General features: G+C 41.3%; 15 protein-coding genes. 10 read left to right on the forward strand and 5 right to left on the reverse strand.

The features are described 5' to 3' along the window. Positions 1 to 107 precede the first annotated feature (107 nt). On the forward strand, positions 108 to 680 hold the full coding sequence (locus ORD22_RS12015) for a YufK family protein (RefSeq protein WP_317646257.1): 573 nt from the start codon (positions 108 to 110) through the stop codon (positions 678 to 680). Between the two features lie 21 nt (positions 681 to 701). Here the strand turns inward: ORD22_RS12015 and ORD22_RS12020 are convergent, their stop codons facing one another. Both ORD22_RS12020 and ORD22_RS12025 read right to left on the reverse strand, forming a co-directional pair. Beyond that, entirely contained in the window at positions 702 to 2,576 is a 1,875-nt protein-coding gene (locus ORD22_RS12020; RefSeq protein ID WP_317646258.1) for a transglycosylase domain-containing protein, read from the reverse strand. A gap of 303 nt (positions 2,577 to 2,879) precedes the next feature. After that, entirely contained in the window at positions 2,880 to 4,121 is a 1,242-nt protein-coding gene (locus ORD22_RS12025) for an MFS transporter (protein WP_317646259.1), read from the reverse strand. 199 nt (positions 4,122 to 4,320) lie between these two features. Here ORD22_RS12025 and ORD22_RS12030 point away from each other — a divergent pair, with 199 nt between their 5' ends. The 4 genes from ORD22_RS12030 (at position 4,321) to yugI (ending at position 6,218) form a co-directional block, all read left to right on the forward strand. Then, the gene (locus ORD22_RS12030) at positions 4,321 to 4,911 is read left to right on the forward strand and encodes a peptidylprolyl isomerase (RefSeq protein WP_317646260.1); all 591 of its coding nucleotides are present in this window, start codon (positions 4,321 to 4,323) and stop codon (positions 4,909 to 4,911) included. Between the two features lie 30 nt (positions 4,912 to 4,941). Beyond that, positions 4,942 to 5,163 carry a hypothetical protein gene (locus ORD22_RS12035; RefSeq protein ID WP_317646261.1) on the forward strand — a complete coding sequence of 74 codons (222 nt, stop codon included), beginning with the start codon at positions 4,942 to 4,944 and terminating at the stop codon, positions 5,161 to 5,163. Positions 5,164 to 5,470: 307 nt separating this feature from the next. Beyond that, entirely contained in the window at positions 5,471 to 5,716 is a 246-nt protein-coding gene (locus ORD22_RS12040) for a DUF1871 family protein (protein ID WP_411567651.1), read from the forward strand. Between the two features lie 127 nt (positions 5,717 to 5,843). After that, positions 5,844 to 6,218 carry a S1 domain-containing post-transcriptional regulator GSP13 gene (gene yugI / locus ORD22_RS12045; RefSeq protein ID WP_317646263.1) on the forward strand — a complete coding sequence of 125 codons (375 nt, stop codon included), beginning with the start codon at positions 5,844 to 5,846 and terminating at the stop codon, positions 6,216 to 6,218. A gap of 37 nt (positions 6,219 to 6,255) precedes the next feature. Here yugI and ORD22_RS12050 read toward each other — a convergent pair whose 3' ends face one another. Then, positions 6,256 to 7,560: an AAA-type ATPase lid domain-containing protein gene (locus ORD22_RS12050; protein ID WP_317646265.1), complete on the reverse strand. Its 1,305-nt coding sequence runs from the start codon at positions 7,558 to 7,560 to the stop codon at positions 6,256 to 6,258. Positions 7,561 to 7,735: 175 nt separating this feature from the next. On the opposite strand from ORD22_RS12050, the gene pruA reads away from it, so the two are divergent. From pruA to ORD22_RS12065, 3 genes are all read left to right on the forward strand, one after another. After that, on the forward strand, positions 7,736 to 9,280 hold the full coding sequence (gene pruA, locus ORD22_RS12055; protein WP_317646266.1) for an L-glutamate gamma-semialdehyde dehydrogenase: 1,545 nt from the start codon (positions 7,736 to 7,738) through the stop codon (positions 9,278 to 9,280). A gap of 33 nt (positions 9,281 to 9,313) precedes the next feature. Next, a complete protein-coding gene (locus tag ORD22_RS12060) occupies positions 9,314 to 10,507 on the forward strand; it encodes an ornithine--oxo-acid transaminase (RefSeq protein ID WP_317646267.1) in 1,194 nt (397 codons plus the stop codon). A gap of 139 nt (positions 10,508 to 10,646) precedes the next feature. Then, positions 10,647 to 11,891 carry a Glu/Leu/Phe/Val family dehydrogenase gene (locus ORD22_RS12065; RefSeq protein WP_317646268.1) on the forward strand — a complete coding sequence of 415 codons (1,245 nt, stop codon included), beginning with the start codon at positions 10,647 to 10,649 and terminating at the stop codon, positions 11,889 to 11,891. A gap of 42 nt (positions 11,892 to 11,933) precedes the next feature. Here ORD22_RS12065 and ORD22_RS12070 read toward each other — a convergent pair whose 3' ends face one another. After that, on the reverse strand, positions 11,934 to 12,167 hold the full coding sequence (locus tag ORD22_RS12070; RefSeq protein ID WP_317646269.1) for a DUF378 domain-containing protein: 234 nt from the start codon (positions 12,165 to 12,167) through the stop codon (positions 11,934 to 11,936). A 103-nt stretch (positions 12,168 to 12,270) separates the two neighbouring features. Between ORD22_RS12070 and ORD22_RS12075 the strand changes: the two genes are divergently transcribed. Further along, on the forward strand, positions 12,271 to 13,434 hold the full coding sequence (locus ORD22_RS12075; protein ID WP_317646270.1) for an iron-containing alcohol dehydrogenase: 1,164 nt from the start codon (positions 12,271 to 12,273) through the stop codon (positions 13,432 to 13,434). A 56-nt stretch (positions 13,435 to 13,490) separates the two neighbouring features. Here ORD22_RS12075 and ORD22_RS12080 read toward each other — a convergent pair whose 3' ends face one another. Then, on the reverse strand, positions 13,491 to 14,213 hold the full coding sequence (locus ORD22_RS12080) for an MgtC/SapB family protein (RefSeq protein ID WP_317646271.1): 723 nt from the start codon (positions 14,211 to 14,213) through the stop codon (positions 13,491 to 13,493). A gap of 127 nt (positions 14,214 to 14,340) precedes the next feature. Between ORD22_RS12080 and ORD22_RS12085 the strand changes: the two genes are divergently transcribed. After that, positions 14,341 to 15,234 (forward strand): DMT family transporter, encoded by an 894-nt coding sequence (locus ORD22_RS12085; RefSeq protein WP_317646272.1) that lies wholly within the window; start codon positions 14,341 to 14,343, stop codon positions 15,232 to 15,234. The last annotated feature ends 365 nt before the right edge of the window (positions 15,235 to 15,599 follow it).

Genomic DNA, 15,599 nt, shown 5'->3' on the forward strand with positions numbered 1-15,599 from the left:
TAGCGCAAAACATTTTAAATTGCATAGTCAACAACTGACCAATTATTGCTTTATTCGACTTCCTTCCTATATTATTAGTAGGGTAAAAAATATTTTTGAGGTGTCGTATGAAGAATCCATATTTGTTCGGTTATTTACCTTTCGTCACTGTCGTGTTATTCAGTTTGACGTTTGGCGTATACAGTGTAGGGGAATCAATGACTTTTTTTAAAGAAATTGGACTATATCAAGGGATGCGTGAGTTTTTATCTGATTTCCAGCTACGGATCTTTTTATTGACAATGTATACATTAGTATTCTTTATGGTATTCGCCGCGCTTAAGTTAATCGCTGTGACCATACACGAAACGGCATTGTTGTTCTTTTTAAGAGAAGAGGCAGATGCATCCTATAGTGCATCGAAGTCTGGAGCTGTTATTTACTTTATCGGTGCGCTTGCTTCAGCGGCAGGTATTCAGTCGTGGAAGACACTGGTGTTTATTTTCGTCATCACTTCATTTGTCTACTTCATTTACGTCGTCTATAAATTAAGTCCGTTTATGTCTTTAACCCAGACAATCGGCTTGATATTCTTTCAAATCATTATGTGGAGTGTCTTATTGGTAGCGCTTGTCTATATTTTAATACGTTTGTATAACGGTGTATTAGCTAGCGTTCCGTTATCTAATCCGGTCAACTAAAAACCCCTGATGCTCCGGAAGTCATCGGAACATCAAGGGGGGGTATTCGCGCATCGTGGCGGAAAATGCACGCAGATGCAATTTTTGGTCGCGTAGTTTAGGAATCGGGGTTGGTTTATCGTACCCAATCCAAACAGCTGACGTATAGCGGTCGTTCATGCCGATGACCCATAAGTCTTTAAAGGAATCGGTCGTGCCAGTTTTTGCGCCGGTATAACTAGTTGTGTAGGATATTCCTTTACCAGTACCATTCAGCACAACGTCTTGCATTAACGAGCGAATATTCTTGACCGTAGAATTAGACCAAACGTTTACTGGCGACTCATTCCATTTGTATAAGATGTTGCCGTCTAAATCTTTCACGGCTCGTATCGCATAAGGCGTTGAATACATACCGTCTATAAAACTGGTCGTGGCACGCGCAAGCTCAAGTGGTGTCACACCTTTTGAAAAACCACCTAATGCGGCTGGATAGCTATAGTCTTCCTCTGACACGTGCTGGAAGCGGAAAGGCTTCAAATGAGCGAACGCATTGTCTATACCTACCCGTTGCAACAAACGAACAGCTGTTGTATTGTAACTGTTAATAAATGCTTCTCGAATCGATGTCGTTCCAAATTGATATTTTCCGAAATTGCGAGGGCAATACCCTTGGATACAAATATCACTACTGTTAATTGGAGTATACGCATGAAACGGTCCGCTTTCAAAAAATGGTGCATAGACGAGCAAAGGTTTAATCGCTGAACCTGGCTGGCGTATTGCTTGATAGGAACGATTGAAGTCTGCTCTCTTATAGCTAGCACCTGCATAGAGACTGACGATTTCACGCGCTTCATTATCGATAATGGCGGCTCCAGCTTGCACACCGCTGTTACCAATGAGGGCGGATAGTCTGTTTTGGTCATGTAGTTGCTTACTTGGATTCAATGCCGTATCAATAAGTAACCCTTGCTTGATGATTTCACCCACGCGTTGGTTGATCACATTTTGCCAGTGTTGACGTTCTTCCACCGTTTTTGCTTTTACAAGCGAGACGTCCAGTCCTTCTGCACGTGCAATTAATTGTTTTAGTTCTTCGAGTACATACGAGCTATACATCGGGAAATCTTGTTCTTTTTTCTTGATATGTAGTCTAATCGGCAATTGACGGTACTCTTCATACTGCTCAGCCGTAATGATTTGCTGGTTGACGAGTACATTTAGCATCCGTTCTTGCCGTTCTTTCGTTCGATCGAAATGTTTCAATGGATCGTAAAGGGAAGGGTTATTTGGAATAGCTGCTAAGAAGGCAATTTCACCTTCATTTAATTTCTCCAGTGGTTTACTGAAGTAGTAAGTCGCTGCTCCGCCGATCCCGTAGACTTGGTTACCGAAGTACATTTCATTCAAATACATCTCAAGAATTTCGTCTTTAGATGATTGTTTCTCTAGTTCCGCTGCGAGAAATAATTCCTTAAACTTCCGCTCATACGTTTTCTCGGTCGTTAAATAACGCATACGTACAACTTGCTGCGTAATCGTAGATGCACCTTGCCGTTTATCATCTGCTGCCGCGTTAATTGTAAAGGCACGGATGATAGCTGCAATATCGTATCCACGATGTTCATAAAACGAACGGTCTTCGCTTTGTAGAAAGATTTGACGAGTGAAGTATGTCATCTCTGTTAAGTCAATAGGGCGCCGCCACTCCACATACTCTTCCGCAAACAACTGCCCGTTGCGATCTTTCATCTGAATAGGTGCCTCGATGACAGGCGCTTGTAGTTGCACAGCTTCGCGAATATTCTCATGAAGCGCCTCCGTCTGCACGATCTCAGCTTGTATTTGATTTTGGATGAATAAGAAGAGCGGAATGCATGCTAGCGTGATCAATAAACCAAGTAACTGCCTCAAGGGGTTACCTCCTTACCTACAAGAAAAAGTTCATAGTGTATTGCATGAAATATAACATGAATTTCCAAAGAATGAGAGAAAACAGAATTATTAAAACAGAATAGTTGGATAGAGATAAAGTAAGTGGTCAAGGATTTTTATTAAAGTTGTGTTCTTAATGCTTTGCTTATGCTTGCGAAGGCGAAACGTCCCGCTCGGAACGGAAATCCCCATGCACTCGCCAAACTCAGCCTAACAAACTAAAAACAGCAGACAAACTCTGTATTTCTAGAGCTTGTCTGCTGTCTATAAGTTATATGCAATCTAAACCTTGTGATTGGCGGCTACTTGTTGGTCTTCCAAGTAATGTTCAAAGTCTTGGGTTGGTCGCTTCATAGCATAAGTTAAGAAACCATAACCAATAACGAATAAGACCCCCGTGACGATGAAGACGGCTGGAATGCCAATGTAGCCGCTGACGATCCCACCGAACATTGGACCGATGATGTTTCCGAGAAAACGGAAACTGGTGTTATAGCCCATTACTTCACCTTGCACTTCAAGCGGCGCTTCTCGTCTGACGAGTGCAGTTGTAATAGGAATCATCCCCCCGGTAGAAATACCGAATAGGAAACGCAATAACACCAGTTGCCATAATGAGGAAACGAAGGCTTGCGGGATGATGAAGACGAAAGACAGGATAAGTAAGACCCCGAGTACTTTCTCGTAGCCGAAGGTATCGCCAAATTTCCCCCACATCCGTGCGAATAATAAATTTCCAAGTCCAGTCGCACTAAACGTTAAACCAGCAAGGAAGGCAACGTTTGTGGCGGCGTGTGTCAAATCTACGACATACAGCGATAGTAGAGGCTGAATGCTGAAGTTCCCGACTTGAATCAACGTTGTCACTACCATGATATTGAACATCAAGCGGTGCTTGAACAGTCCACCTAAAATAACTTTCCGGGAATAAGCCACGACTTTCCGTGTTTTGACGCGATGCTCTTCCTTAATGCCAACTAATACAAGCAACGCAGCAATGACAACAGAAACCGACGTAATGATAAACGTATAACTAAAGCCAAAGCTATCTGCCATAAGTCCGCCTAGCACAGGACCGAACAACATCCCCGCTACACCACCCATCTGTAGCGTCCCGAGCATTTTTCCTGCTTGTTCACGCGGAGTCTGGGACGAAATGAATGCTAATGAAGTCGGTAAGAAACCTGTCACTAAGCCATTCACTAGCCGTAAAACAAGAAAGGCTCCAACTGAATCGACAAACCCCATCAAAAAGACAGAAATTGCAATCCCGAAACCATTAATTAGCAATATCGGCTTAAACCCATAACGGTCAGCAAAACGTCCCCAAATGGGTGACATGATTAAAGCTGTAATAAATGTCGCTCCAAAAATTAACCCTGCCCATTTTTGAACATACTCTTCCGAAAAATCTCCAAAAGTCTCTATATACAGAGAAAGAAAGGGCATGATCATCGTCATCGTACCTGCAACGAGGAAGTTGGTAATCCAGATAATAATAAAATTCTTCTTGTATCTACTCAAAGTGGGATCACCCTCATGTATTTGTATATTCACTAGTATAAAACAATTCGGTAAGCGAAGGAAACCGTTTTGACTTGTCTATTGTCAACTAATTGTCACAAGTACAAACATCGAAATTTCCAGCTATGTATGATAGACTGTTTCCATGCACAAAACAGAGTAGATAGTAACAATGCACGTAAATTAGAGGAGGAATTCCATGTATCCACAATTATCAAACGAAGTAGCAGAAAATGAAGCGCTAGTTGTCATGAATACGACAATGGGGTCTATCAAAATAAAACTTTTTAAAGAAAAAGCACCTAAAACAGTTGAGAACTTCTTGACTCACGCTGAAAATGGCTATTACGATGGCATCATCTTCCACCGTGTAATTCCTGATTTTATGATCCAAGGTGGAGACCCAACTGGAACTGGAATGGGCGGAGAAAGTATCTTCGGTAACACATTCGAGGATGAATTCACAATGGATCTATTTAACTTGCGTGGCGCACTATCTATGGCGAACGCAGGACCGAATACGAACGGAAGTCAATTCTTCATCGTTCAAAACGCAGGACTAGCTGGTGCATCACCTGACCAATTGAAAAAAGGTGGATGGCCGGATGAAATCGCTGAAGCATATGCTGCAAACGGCGGTACACCACACCTAGATCAGCGCCATACAGTTTTTGGTCAAGTCATCGAAGGTATGGACGTTGTAGATAACATCGCTGGTGTGAAATGTAACCGGGACAACAAGCCGAAAGAAGAAATTTCAATTCAATCAGTGGAAATCCTTCAAAAATAATCCTGACATATCAAATGGGGGGAAACTAGCATGGATTTCGTTCTATTAATGCCATTCTTATACTTTCCTGAAGACAAATCAGAATACATCCCAGCAGCCATCTCATTCGTTATTTTCATGACATTGATGCTGCTAGTATTTCGTTGGATCATCAAGAAATCCAAACGGCAAGAAGAAGAAACGAAAGAGCTTGAGCAACGCATTTTGAGAGAACGTCAACAAAGTAAAGAAACACATCATACTATAGACTAAAAAGTATACCTAAACTGCAGACGCCTGTTCTGCAGTTTTTTCTTTGAAATTATGTAATAAATATTGGAAAGTTAAATTATGTAGTGGCCCGGGATTTAAGATAAAGATGTGCTTCCAACGCTACGCTTATATTCATAAAAGGCCCTCTCGAATAAGGGGATCCTCTACCACTTCAATTCCTTTATAAACAAATCAAGAAATACTTTAAATTTGTCGAAAATGTGGCATCTCTCTTTGCTCTTTCGATACGCTATGCTATGATAAAAAGAAAAAATAAATCAGGTGACGAATCGTGCAAACCATGGAAATGAACAAAAGAGCTGTTGTGTTGCTAAAGGAATGGGATCCTTTCCAAGCGGGCAAAGATGGATATGACTTGGAAATTGCTGACGTCGTGTCAGAACTTGAGCGCATCGACCATCCGACAGACCTAGCGAAATGTATTCGTGAGGTATATGAACATTCCTATGAAATTTGGATACCTTTAGAAAAGTGTATGGATATTTCATATAAACTTTTAGCAGTAAAATACGAAGCTAAGTCTATCGTCTAATACCATATAGAACAAAACCGCCGCTGCAACAGAGGGCGGTTTTTTGTTCAACACTTTAAAATATGGTATACTATGAAGCGGCCATATTGGCAGACTAGATACTACTATAGATTGGGAGCTGTTTAACATGTCTCACAAATTTGCAGTAGGAGATGAGCTGACCGGGAAAATAACCGGAATCCAGCCGTACGGTGCGTTTGTGGCACTAGATGCTTCAACGCAAGGATTGGTACATATCTCTGAAATCACGTACGGATTCGTCAAAGATATTCATGAATTTTTAGAAGTGGGGCAAGAAGTTCGAGTAAAAGTGTTGGATGTGGATGACAGTGCAAGTAAGATTAGCTTATCCATTCGCGCATTACAAGAACCACCAAGCTCCTATCTGAATTATCAACGTCCTCGCCAATCCCTACAAGAACGCGTGGATCAACAAGATGCAGATGGTTTCAACTCACTGAAAGATAAGTTGAAAGACTGGATCGAACAATCCGGTCACTAAAAAGTCACGGAAGCGGTTAGCTGCTTCCGTGACTTTTTTAATGTTTTAACTTTTTTAATCGATATTGCAGATTTTGTCTGCTCATCCCAAGGGCGTTTGCGGTTTTTGTAATATTGCCATCATGTAATTTCATCGCCTTTTCTAAATAATACGTTTCGGCTTCACGTAAATAATGATCTAGCGGCACTAACTTGGATTCGCTTTGAATGATAAAGTCGCTAGGCTGAGCTTCTGTGTTTGAATTTTTTTCTATCTTCGCTCGAAATTGCGCAGGTAGCATATCCGCTGTCAACGTCTGCTCCATTGCCCACATAGACGAAACTTCATCCAATAAAAGCTCCAATTCACGCAAATTGCCTGGCCAACTATAACTGGAGAAGAGTGTCATAACTTCATCGTCAATTGCGGATAGCGCAATACCTAGCATCTCTTTTCGACTTGTTATATATGCTTCAACAAAGGGTAGTATATCTTCTGGTCGCTTGCGAAGAGGGGGAATTCTGATCGCAAATGATGCGAAAAAGTAATACAACTCTTTTACTAATGCGCCTGAAGCGATCAACTCAACTGGATCATCGCCAATACTTGCGATGAACTGATGACTTGTATCTGCCTGTTGCAAAACATGAACTAACGTTTGCTGTAACGGAATTGACAAACGATCGATTCGTTCACAAAATAGCGTCATATCAGGCTGTTCTTGTAATAACAGTTCAAGTCGTTGAATGGCTTCGATATCCGTGTTTAAACAATGAAAAGTATGGAATATACGCTCAGTAGTGGATGCCGCATGATGAATACCTTCCGCAATTTGGTCTTTACCTACGCCGGTTTCCCCGATAAGTAGAACAGGTAAACCGGCGTCTACTGCCTTTTCTGCTGTTGAAAGAACAGATTTCATTGCAGCGGATTGGGCTGTAATTTGATCGAATGTCATAGGCCCGCTCGTTCTTCGTAACGGTTGTAAGACATACTTTTCTAATGCGGTAATGTCTTGGGCGAATTCGATGGCACCGAGCAACTCTTCTTCATGATAGATAGGATACGTATCGTTCATCGTTGTAATTTCCATATCTTTTGTATTCCAATAGGTTTGTTTTACATGTAATGCCGGTTGCCCACTTTGTAAAACATTTAGCAACGTACTCTCATCCTTATCGAAGTTGAATAATTCTAAAATGGAACGATCTTTGACTTCTTCTAGATTCAAACCTTCAATTTCTTTCATTTTTCGGTTATAGATAATCGTTCGTCCGCTATGATCGACCGCATGAATTCCTATATTGGCATGATCTACAGCGAATTGATTACAAAGAGTAACTAGCATATTTGTTGTGCTCATATAGTACACCTTCCTTGGGAAATTCATCACTAGAATGCATGATTTTAATGAAAAGAAAATTTTTTTTACGAAAACACTTGCAAAGTGCAATGGTTTCTTGCATTATTATAAATGTAAACGTAAACAAACGCAAGTATATTTTGCGTTTAAAATATGAAGGAGGATTTGATTACTAATGATTCCATACAAACATGAACCATTCACTGATTTTACAAATGAGGATAATCGCAAAGCCTATGAAGAAGGTTTGAAACTAGTAGAAAGCTATTTGGGACAGGATTACCCGTTAATTATTGGCGGCGAACGCATCATGACGGATAAGAAGTTGGCATCCACTAACCCTTCAAATAAAGAAGAACTAATTGGTAATGTGTCGCAAGCTAGTCGTGAATTAGCTGAAAAGGCGATGGAAACTGCAAAAGAAACTTTCGAAACGTGGAGAAAAGTGAAGCCGGAATTCCGTGCGGATGTTTTATTCAAAGCGGCGGCAATCGTTAGACGTCGTAAATTCGAGTTCGCTGCATTGCTAACAAAAGAAGCGGGCAAGCCGTGGAATGAAGCAGATGCAGACGTAGCGGAAGGAATTGACTTCCTAGAATACTACGGACGTCAAATGCTGAAATTAAAAGATGGTATGCCAGTAGAGAGCAGACCGGGTGAGTACAACCGTTTTGATTATGTTCCGTTAGGAGTAGGCGTTGTTATATCTCCATGGAACTTCGCATTCGCAATCATGGCAGGAACGACTGTTGGAGCATTGGTTACAGGAAACACTGTACTATTGAAGCCGGCATCAACAACTACGGTAGTTGCGTATAAGTTCATCGAAGTACTAGAAGAAGCAGGTATGCCTAAAGGCGCTGTGAACTACATTCCAGGCTCTGGCTCAGAAATCGGTGACTATTTAGTAGATCACCCATCTACACGCTTCATTTCATTCACAGGATCTCGTGAAGTAGGAACGCGTATTTTCAAACGTGCAGCAAAAGTACAAGATGGTCAAATATGGTTGAAGCGCGTAATTGCAGAAATGGGCGGTAAAGATACGATTGTAGTAGATAATGAAGCAGATCTAGAACTAGCGGCACAATCCATCGTTAAATCTGCATTCGGGTTCAGCGGTCAGAAATGTTCTGCTTGTTCTCGTGCGATCATTCATGAAGATGTCTACGATGAAGTAGTAAATCGTGTCGAAGAAATTACGCAATCATTCAAATGGGGTAACCCAGAAGAAGGCGATAACTTAGCGGGTCCTGTAATCGACCAAGCAGCATACGATAAAGTGATGGAGTATATTGAAATCGGTAAAAAAGAAGGTCGTCTAGTAGCAGGTGGAACAGGCGATGATTCTAAAGGATTCTTCGTTGCGCCAACAGTATTTGCAGATGTAGATCCAACAGCACGTATTTCTCAAGAAGAAATCTTCGGTCCAGTAGTTGCGATTTCTAAAGCTTCTTCATTTACAGAGGCAATCGAATTCGCGAACGATACAGATTACGGTTTGACGGGTGCAGTAATTACGAATAATCGTCACCATATCGAACAAGCGCGTGAAGATTTCCACGTAGGTAACTTGTACTTCAATAGAGGATGTACAGGCGCGATCGTTGGATACCAGCCGTTTGGCGGATTCAATATGTCAGGTACGGACTCCAAAGCAGGTGGTCCAGATTACCTTCAATTGCATATGCAAGGTAAAACAACATCTGAAATGCTATAAGAAAACGAATGATATAAAGAGGAGTGTAACAATATGACAAAAACAACAGAGATTATAGATCAAACGAAAAAATACGGTGCAAACAACTATCATCCACTTCCAATTGTAATTGCGGAAGCGGAAGGCGTTTGGGTAAAAGATCCAGAAGGCAATAAATACATGGACATGTTGGCAGCTTACTCGGCTGTCAACCAAGGTCACCGTCACCCGAAAATTATCCAAGCACTAAAAGACCAAGCGGACCGCGTGACATTAACATCACGTGCGTTCCACAATGACCAATTAGGTCCGTGGTACGAAAAGATTGCTGCACTTTCAGGCAAAAACATGGTGCTCCCAATGAACACAGGAGCAGAAGCTGTAGAAACAGCTTTGAAAGCAGCAAGACGTTGGGCGTATGATGTGAAAGGTGTAGAAGGAGATCATGCAGAAATCATCGCATGTATTGGAAACTTCCACGGTCGTACACTTGGTGCGGTTTCATTATCATCTGATGAAGAGTATAAAAGAGGATTCGGTCCTTTATTGCCAGGCATTAAATTAGTGGAGTACGGTGATATCGAAGCGTTAAAAGCGGCGATTACGCCAAACACAGCTGCATTCCTTATTGAACCGATCCAAGGGGAAGCTGGAATCATCATTCCACCAGCTGGTTTCTTGAAGGAAGCTTCTGATCTTTGTAAAAAAGAAAACGTACTATTCATTGCTGATGAAATCCAAGCAGGCCTTTGCCGTACAGGGAAAATGTTCGCTTGTGAGTATGATGGTGTAACACCTGATATGTATATTCTAGGAAAAGCGCTAGGTGGCGGTGTATTCCCTATTTCTTGCGTATTAGCTAACGACGACGTGCTAGGCGTATTTAATCCTGGTTCACACGGTTCGACGTTTGGTGGAAATCCAATGGCGTGTGCAGTTTCTATTGCAGCACTTGAAGTATTGGAAGATGAAGAATTAGCTAAACGATCCGAGGAGTTAGGTAACTACTTCATGGATGAGTTGAAGAAAATTTCTCACCCATCGATTAAGGAAGTACGTGGCCGTGGATTGTTCATTGGTATGGAATTAACAGAAGCAGCTCGTCCATACTGTGAAGAGTTGAAGGGATTAGGATTGTTATGTAAAGAAACGCATGATACAGTCATTCGTTTTGCACCACCTTTGATCATCACAAAAGAAGAATTAGACTGGGCACTTGAGAAAATCCGTTCAGTTTTTGCGAAGTAATTAAACGTTCACCCTAAGGTTCCTAGGTGCTTCTGAATGAATTCAGAAAAGGTTTGGAATTGCAGGGTGGAAATATCATTGTCCACGTGTTACAATGTGGGCGAGAAAGACAATACCAAATAAAGAGGCGAACCATACAATGACAGAAAACCTGAATCTATTTACGTCTACGCAAGTTGTCATCAAAGAAGCACTTGAAAAGTTAGGCTATGATGAAGGGATGTATGAACTACTTAAAGAACCACTACGTATGGTGGAAGTAAGGATTCCTATCCGTATGGACGATGGAAAAGTAAAAGTATTTACTGGTTACCGTTGTCAGCATAACGATGCAGTTGGACCTACAAAAGGTGGCGTTCGTTTCCACCCTGGTGTAAATGCCGATGAAGTGAAGGCGCTTTCTATGTGGATGACGCTTAAAGCGGGTATCGTGGATTTACCATATGGTGGCGGTAAAGGTGGAATTATCTGTGATCCACGTGAAATGTCTATGGGTGAGTTGGAACGTTTGAGCCGTGGCTACGTGCGTGCACTGAGTCAAGTAATGGGACCTGCGAAAGATATCCCAGCACCGGACGTCTTCACGAATTCACAAATTATGGCATGGATGATGGACGAGTACAGTAAAATGGATGAATTTAACTCCCCTGGATTTATTACAGGGAAGCCAGTTGTGCTTGGGGGCTCTCATGGGCGTGAACGTGCAACTGCAGAAGGTGTTACAATCATTATTAACGAAGCGGCAAAACGACGCAATATCGATATGAAGGGTGCACGTGTCATCGTTCAAGGATTCGGTAATGCTGGTAGCTTCTTATCTAAGTTCCTTCATGATTCAGGTGCCAAAGTTATCGGGATTTCTGACGCTTATGGTGCGTTACATGATCCGAACGGCTTGGATATCGACTATTTACTCGATCGTCGTGATAGTTTCGGGACAGTCACTACTTTATTCGACAACACGCTAACAAACGAGGAATTGCTTGAATTGGATTGTGATATTCTAGTCCCAGCAGCAATTGAAAATCAAATTACTGAAGCAAATGCTCATAATATTAAAGCTAGTATTGTTGTAGAAGCAGCGAATGGTCCTACAACTTCAGAAGCAACAAAGATTTTGACAGATCGTGGTATCTTATTAGTTCCAGACGTATTGGCAAGTGCGGGAGGCGTAACGGTTTCCTACTTCGAATGGGTTCAGAACAATATGGGTTACTACTGGACGGAAGAAGAAGTACGTGAACGAATGACAGAAAAAATGGTTGTGGCCTTCGAAAACGTTTACAATATAGCAACTACACGTAATATTGATATGCGTCTAGCTGCATATATGATTGGTGTACGCAGAACAGCCGAAGCAAGTCGCTTCCGCGGTTGGGTATAATTTTTAAAAAGGTGTCTCTTCTACAGTAGAAGAGACACCTTTTTAGTCTGTTGTAGGAACAGTAGCAGGCTCGTCGGTTCGTTGCCAATAATTAAATAATACACTTAGCGTCATCAACCCGGATAATCCTATGATGACATATAAGAATCGTGCTAACGGTTGATATGCGCCATCCGTCAATTGCGCAATCACGTCAAATTTGAAAATCCCGACGACTCCCCAATTTAAAGACCCGATAATCGTGATGGCTAGTGCTAGTTTTTGAAGTGTTTCCATACGATCTCCTCCTACTATTAAGTATATCCCGATTTTGAAACAGTATACTTGCATCGTGATTACATCTTTTTCATAATAGAGAGAAGGAAAAGGAGGAGTACAGATGAATACATTCGTTTTTCATAATCCTACTAAATTAATATTCGGTAAAGATCAGTTACGAAAATTACCTGAAGAGCTTGCGAATTACGGGAAAAAGGTGCTACTAGTGTACGGAGGTGGCAGTATTAAGCGTAATGGTTTATATGATGAATTGATGAGTTTGTTGAGCGCGCATGATTTTGAAGTAGTTGAAATGGCTGGAGTAGAGCCAAATCCACGATTATCTACTGCGAAAAAAGGTGCAGACCTTTGTAAACAACATGATATAGATGTTATCTTAGCGGCTGGTGGCGGTTCAGTTATTGACTGTACGAAATTGATTGCTTCCGCAGCGAAGTATGATGGAGATGCGTGGGATTTCGTGACGGGGAAAGCTAGCCCGCAAGAAGCGTTGCCTTTCGGTACCATCTTGACTCTAACAGCAACAAGCTCAGAGATGAACGCAGGTTCCGTTATTACAAACGAAGAGACGCAAGAAAAATATGGTTGGGGCGGTCCGTTCAACTATCCTAAGTTTTCTATATTAGACCCAACGTACACATTGACGGTACCTTTGGATCAAACGATAAATGGGATAGTCGATACGATGTCGCATATTTTCGAACAATACTTCCATACTTCAGACAATGCAACGTTCCAAGACGAAATATGTGAAGCGGCATTACGTTCTGTAATGGCTACCGGTGAACAGTTAGTAGAAGATCCGGACAATATAGAATTACGTGAAACAATGATGCTATCAGGCGTCTGGGGATTGAACGGCTTCTTATCTATGGGAACTAGAGGGGATTGGGGGACGCATGATGTCGAACATGCTATATCGGCAGTCTACGACATCCCGCACGCAGGTGGATTGGCGATCCTCTTCCCACATTGGATGAAGCAAACTTATTCACGTAATCCAAAGCGTTATGTGCAGTTAGCGATCAATGTATTTGGAGTGAATCCAAGCGGCAAAACGGATGAAGAGATTGCGATGGAAGGTATTGATCGCTTGAGCGCTTACTGGAAGAAAATCGGTGCGCCTGTTTCGCTTGCAGATTACGATATAGATGACAGTAAATTGGAATTGATTGCTGAAAAAGCAGCTATCAACGGACCGCTCGGTAGTTACGCACAGTTGTCGCAAGAAGAAGTTTTAACGTTATTAAAAGCTTGTTTGTAGGAATGACATGTTCATATACGATTAAAACGCGCCAAGTGAATAGGACTTGGCGCGTTTTATGGAAAAATAACCAATTCGACAGACTCTACATAAGAAAGAGTAGTGAGTTCTACATAAAGCGAAGAAGTTGATTTTTTAGGTAAGGCGGAAAGTTTAAACTGTAGTTCATGTCGATAGCGATGGTCGGCTGTTTGAAATTGTTTGATGCGCATATGGTCAATATCCATACTTTCTTTTCGTAAATATTGAATAAGTGCCTCGATTTTGGATTTATCCGTAATGATGATAGTACAATTAGCTTCTTTCATCCGAAGTCGCTTTGGACCGAATGTGCTTAAAAATGGTGCAATGAGTTCAATTACAATCATGACGCTGATAACTGTGAAAAGTGATTCCAAATAGAATCCCGCACCAACAGCGATTCCTATTCCAGCTGCCCCCCAAATCATAGCAGCTGTTGTGAGTCCGGTAATATTGTCATTATCTCTTCGCAGAATAGCCCCGGCGCCTAGAAACCCAATTCCGCTGACAATTTGTGCAGATAAACGTAGTGGGTCCATTGTGATGTTGATATCAGGACGGGCGGGTACGAGATAAGCTGCTTCCATAGAGATGATAGTTAGTAAACAACTAAAAGTGGCGATGACTGCACTCGTTTTTAAGCCGATCGGTTTCTTTTTAATTTCTCTTTCGACACCGATAATAATACTTAGTAAAAGTGCAATTGTGATTTTGAAGATTGATTCCAAATTTAATGACTCTGTTAGTATGGTGAGCATAGTTCCTCCTCCTTTGCAGACAAAATAGGGAGATTGCCTATATACTACTATCATACGTTATTTGCCCTAAACGCGCCTTACCTTTTTAGTATAGGAGTTATAGGGAATGAAAGAGAAGTGATTCATAATGAATAAATCCGTTGTCAATCCATATCTTATGATTACAATTGGCGTTATAACGGTTGGACTATCAGCGATCTTCGTAAAACTAGCAACAGCTGATGCGGGAGTCATTGCTTTCTATCGTATGTTTTTCTCGGTAGTTATTATGCTTCCTTTGTTTTTACATTCCTACCGACATGAGTTAAATGAGTTAACTAAAAAGGATTGGTTGTTTTCTGCAATTGCAGGAATATTTTTAGCCATTCATTTCATCCTTTGGTTTGAATCTCTCAACTATACGTCTGTTGCAAGTTCAACAGTCTTAGTCACATTACAACCTATATTTGCATTGGCAGGTACAGCTCTCTTCTTTAAAGAGATCATTAGCGGTAAAATGCTTATCTCTGTTCTAATTGCATTAACGGGAAGTGTCATTATCAGTTGGGGCGATTTTCAGGTGAGCGGATCTGCGCTATTTGGTGATGCCCTTGCCTTATTAGCCTGTGCTTTTATTACAGCTTACTTATTGGTAGGACAAGATGTGCGTAAGAGAGTGTCTCTTGTGACGTATACATTTCTTGTTTACTCGGCAAGTTCAATTGCTTTGTTTTTTTATGTGCTCAGCTCACAACAATCATTTATACAATATCCAGCATCCGATTGGGGCTGGTTTCTAGCATTAGCCATCTTACCTAACTTATTAGGACACACATTATTTAACTGGGCGATTAAGTGGGTAAGTACAAATGTAATTTCTATAGCTATATTATTCGAACCGGTCATTGCTTCTATAGCAGCCTATTTTATATTCCGTGAAAGCATTTCATTTTCACAATTGATAGGTGCAATCGTTGTCCTGACGGGGATTATGCTGTTTGTGATTGACTTCAAAGCGATAAAGAAAAAACTTTTTGCATAAAAGGCTTGCATTTTATATCCGTTATATTGTATATTAGTTCTTGTCGCTTGAGGCACTCACGAAACACTGAAAAATAACTTTTGAAAAAGTTGTTGACAGGTTATGTCGAACAGTGTATTGTAATGAAGTCGCCTTCGAAAGAAGCGTACAACACGAACCTTGAAAACTGAACAGCAAAACGTTAACGAAATAAACGTTTGTGCATCGACTCTGTCGTTGACATAAACAAAATGAGTATCTTAATTGATGCCAGCAAATGAAACTCGAGCTAATCGAATTTTCATTCTACTGACTGGCGAGACATTGTGGAGTGCTAGGAAGCGATCGAGCGAAAGAGGGAGCGTACTAACGTACGTGACCGACTG

It is taken from the genome of Sporosarcina sp. GW1-11, from assembly GCF_033088395.1.
GTDB lineage: Bacteria > Bacillota > Bacilli > Bacillales_A > Planococcaceae > Sporosarcina.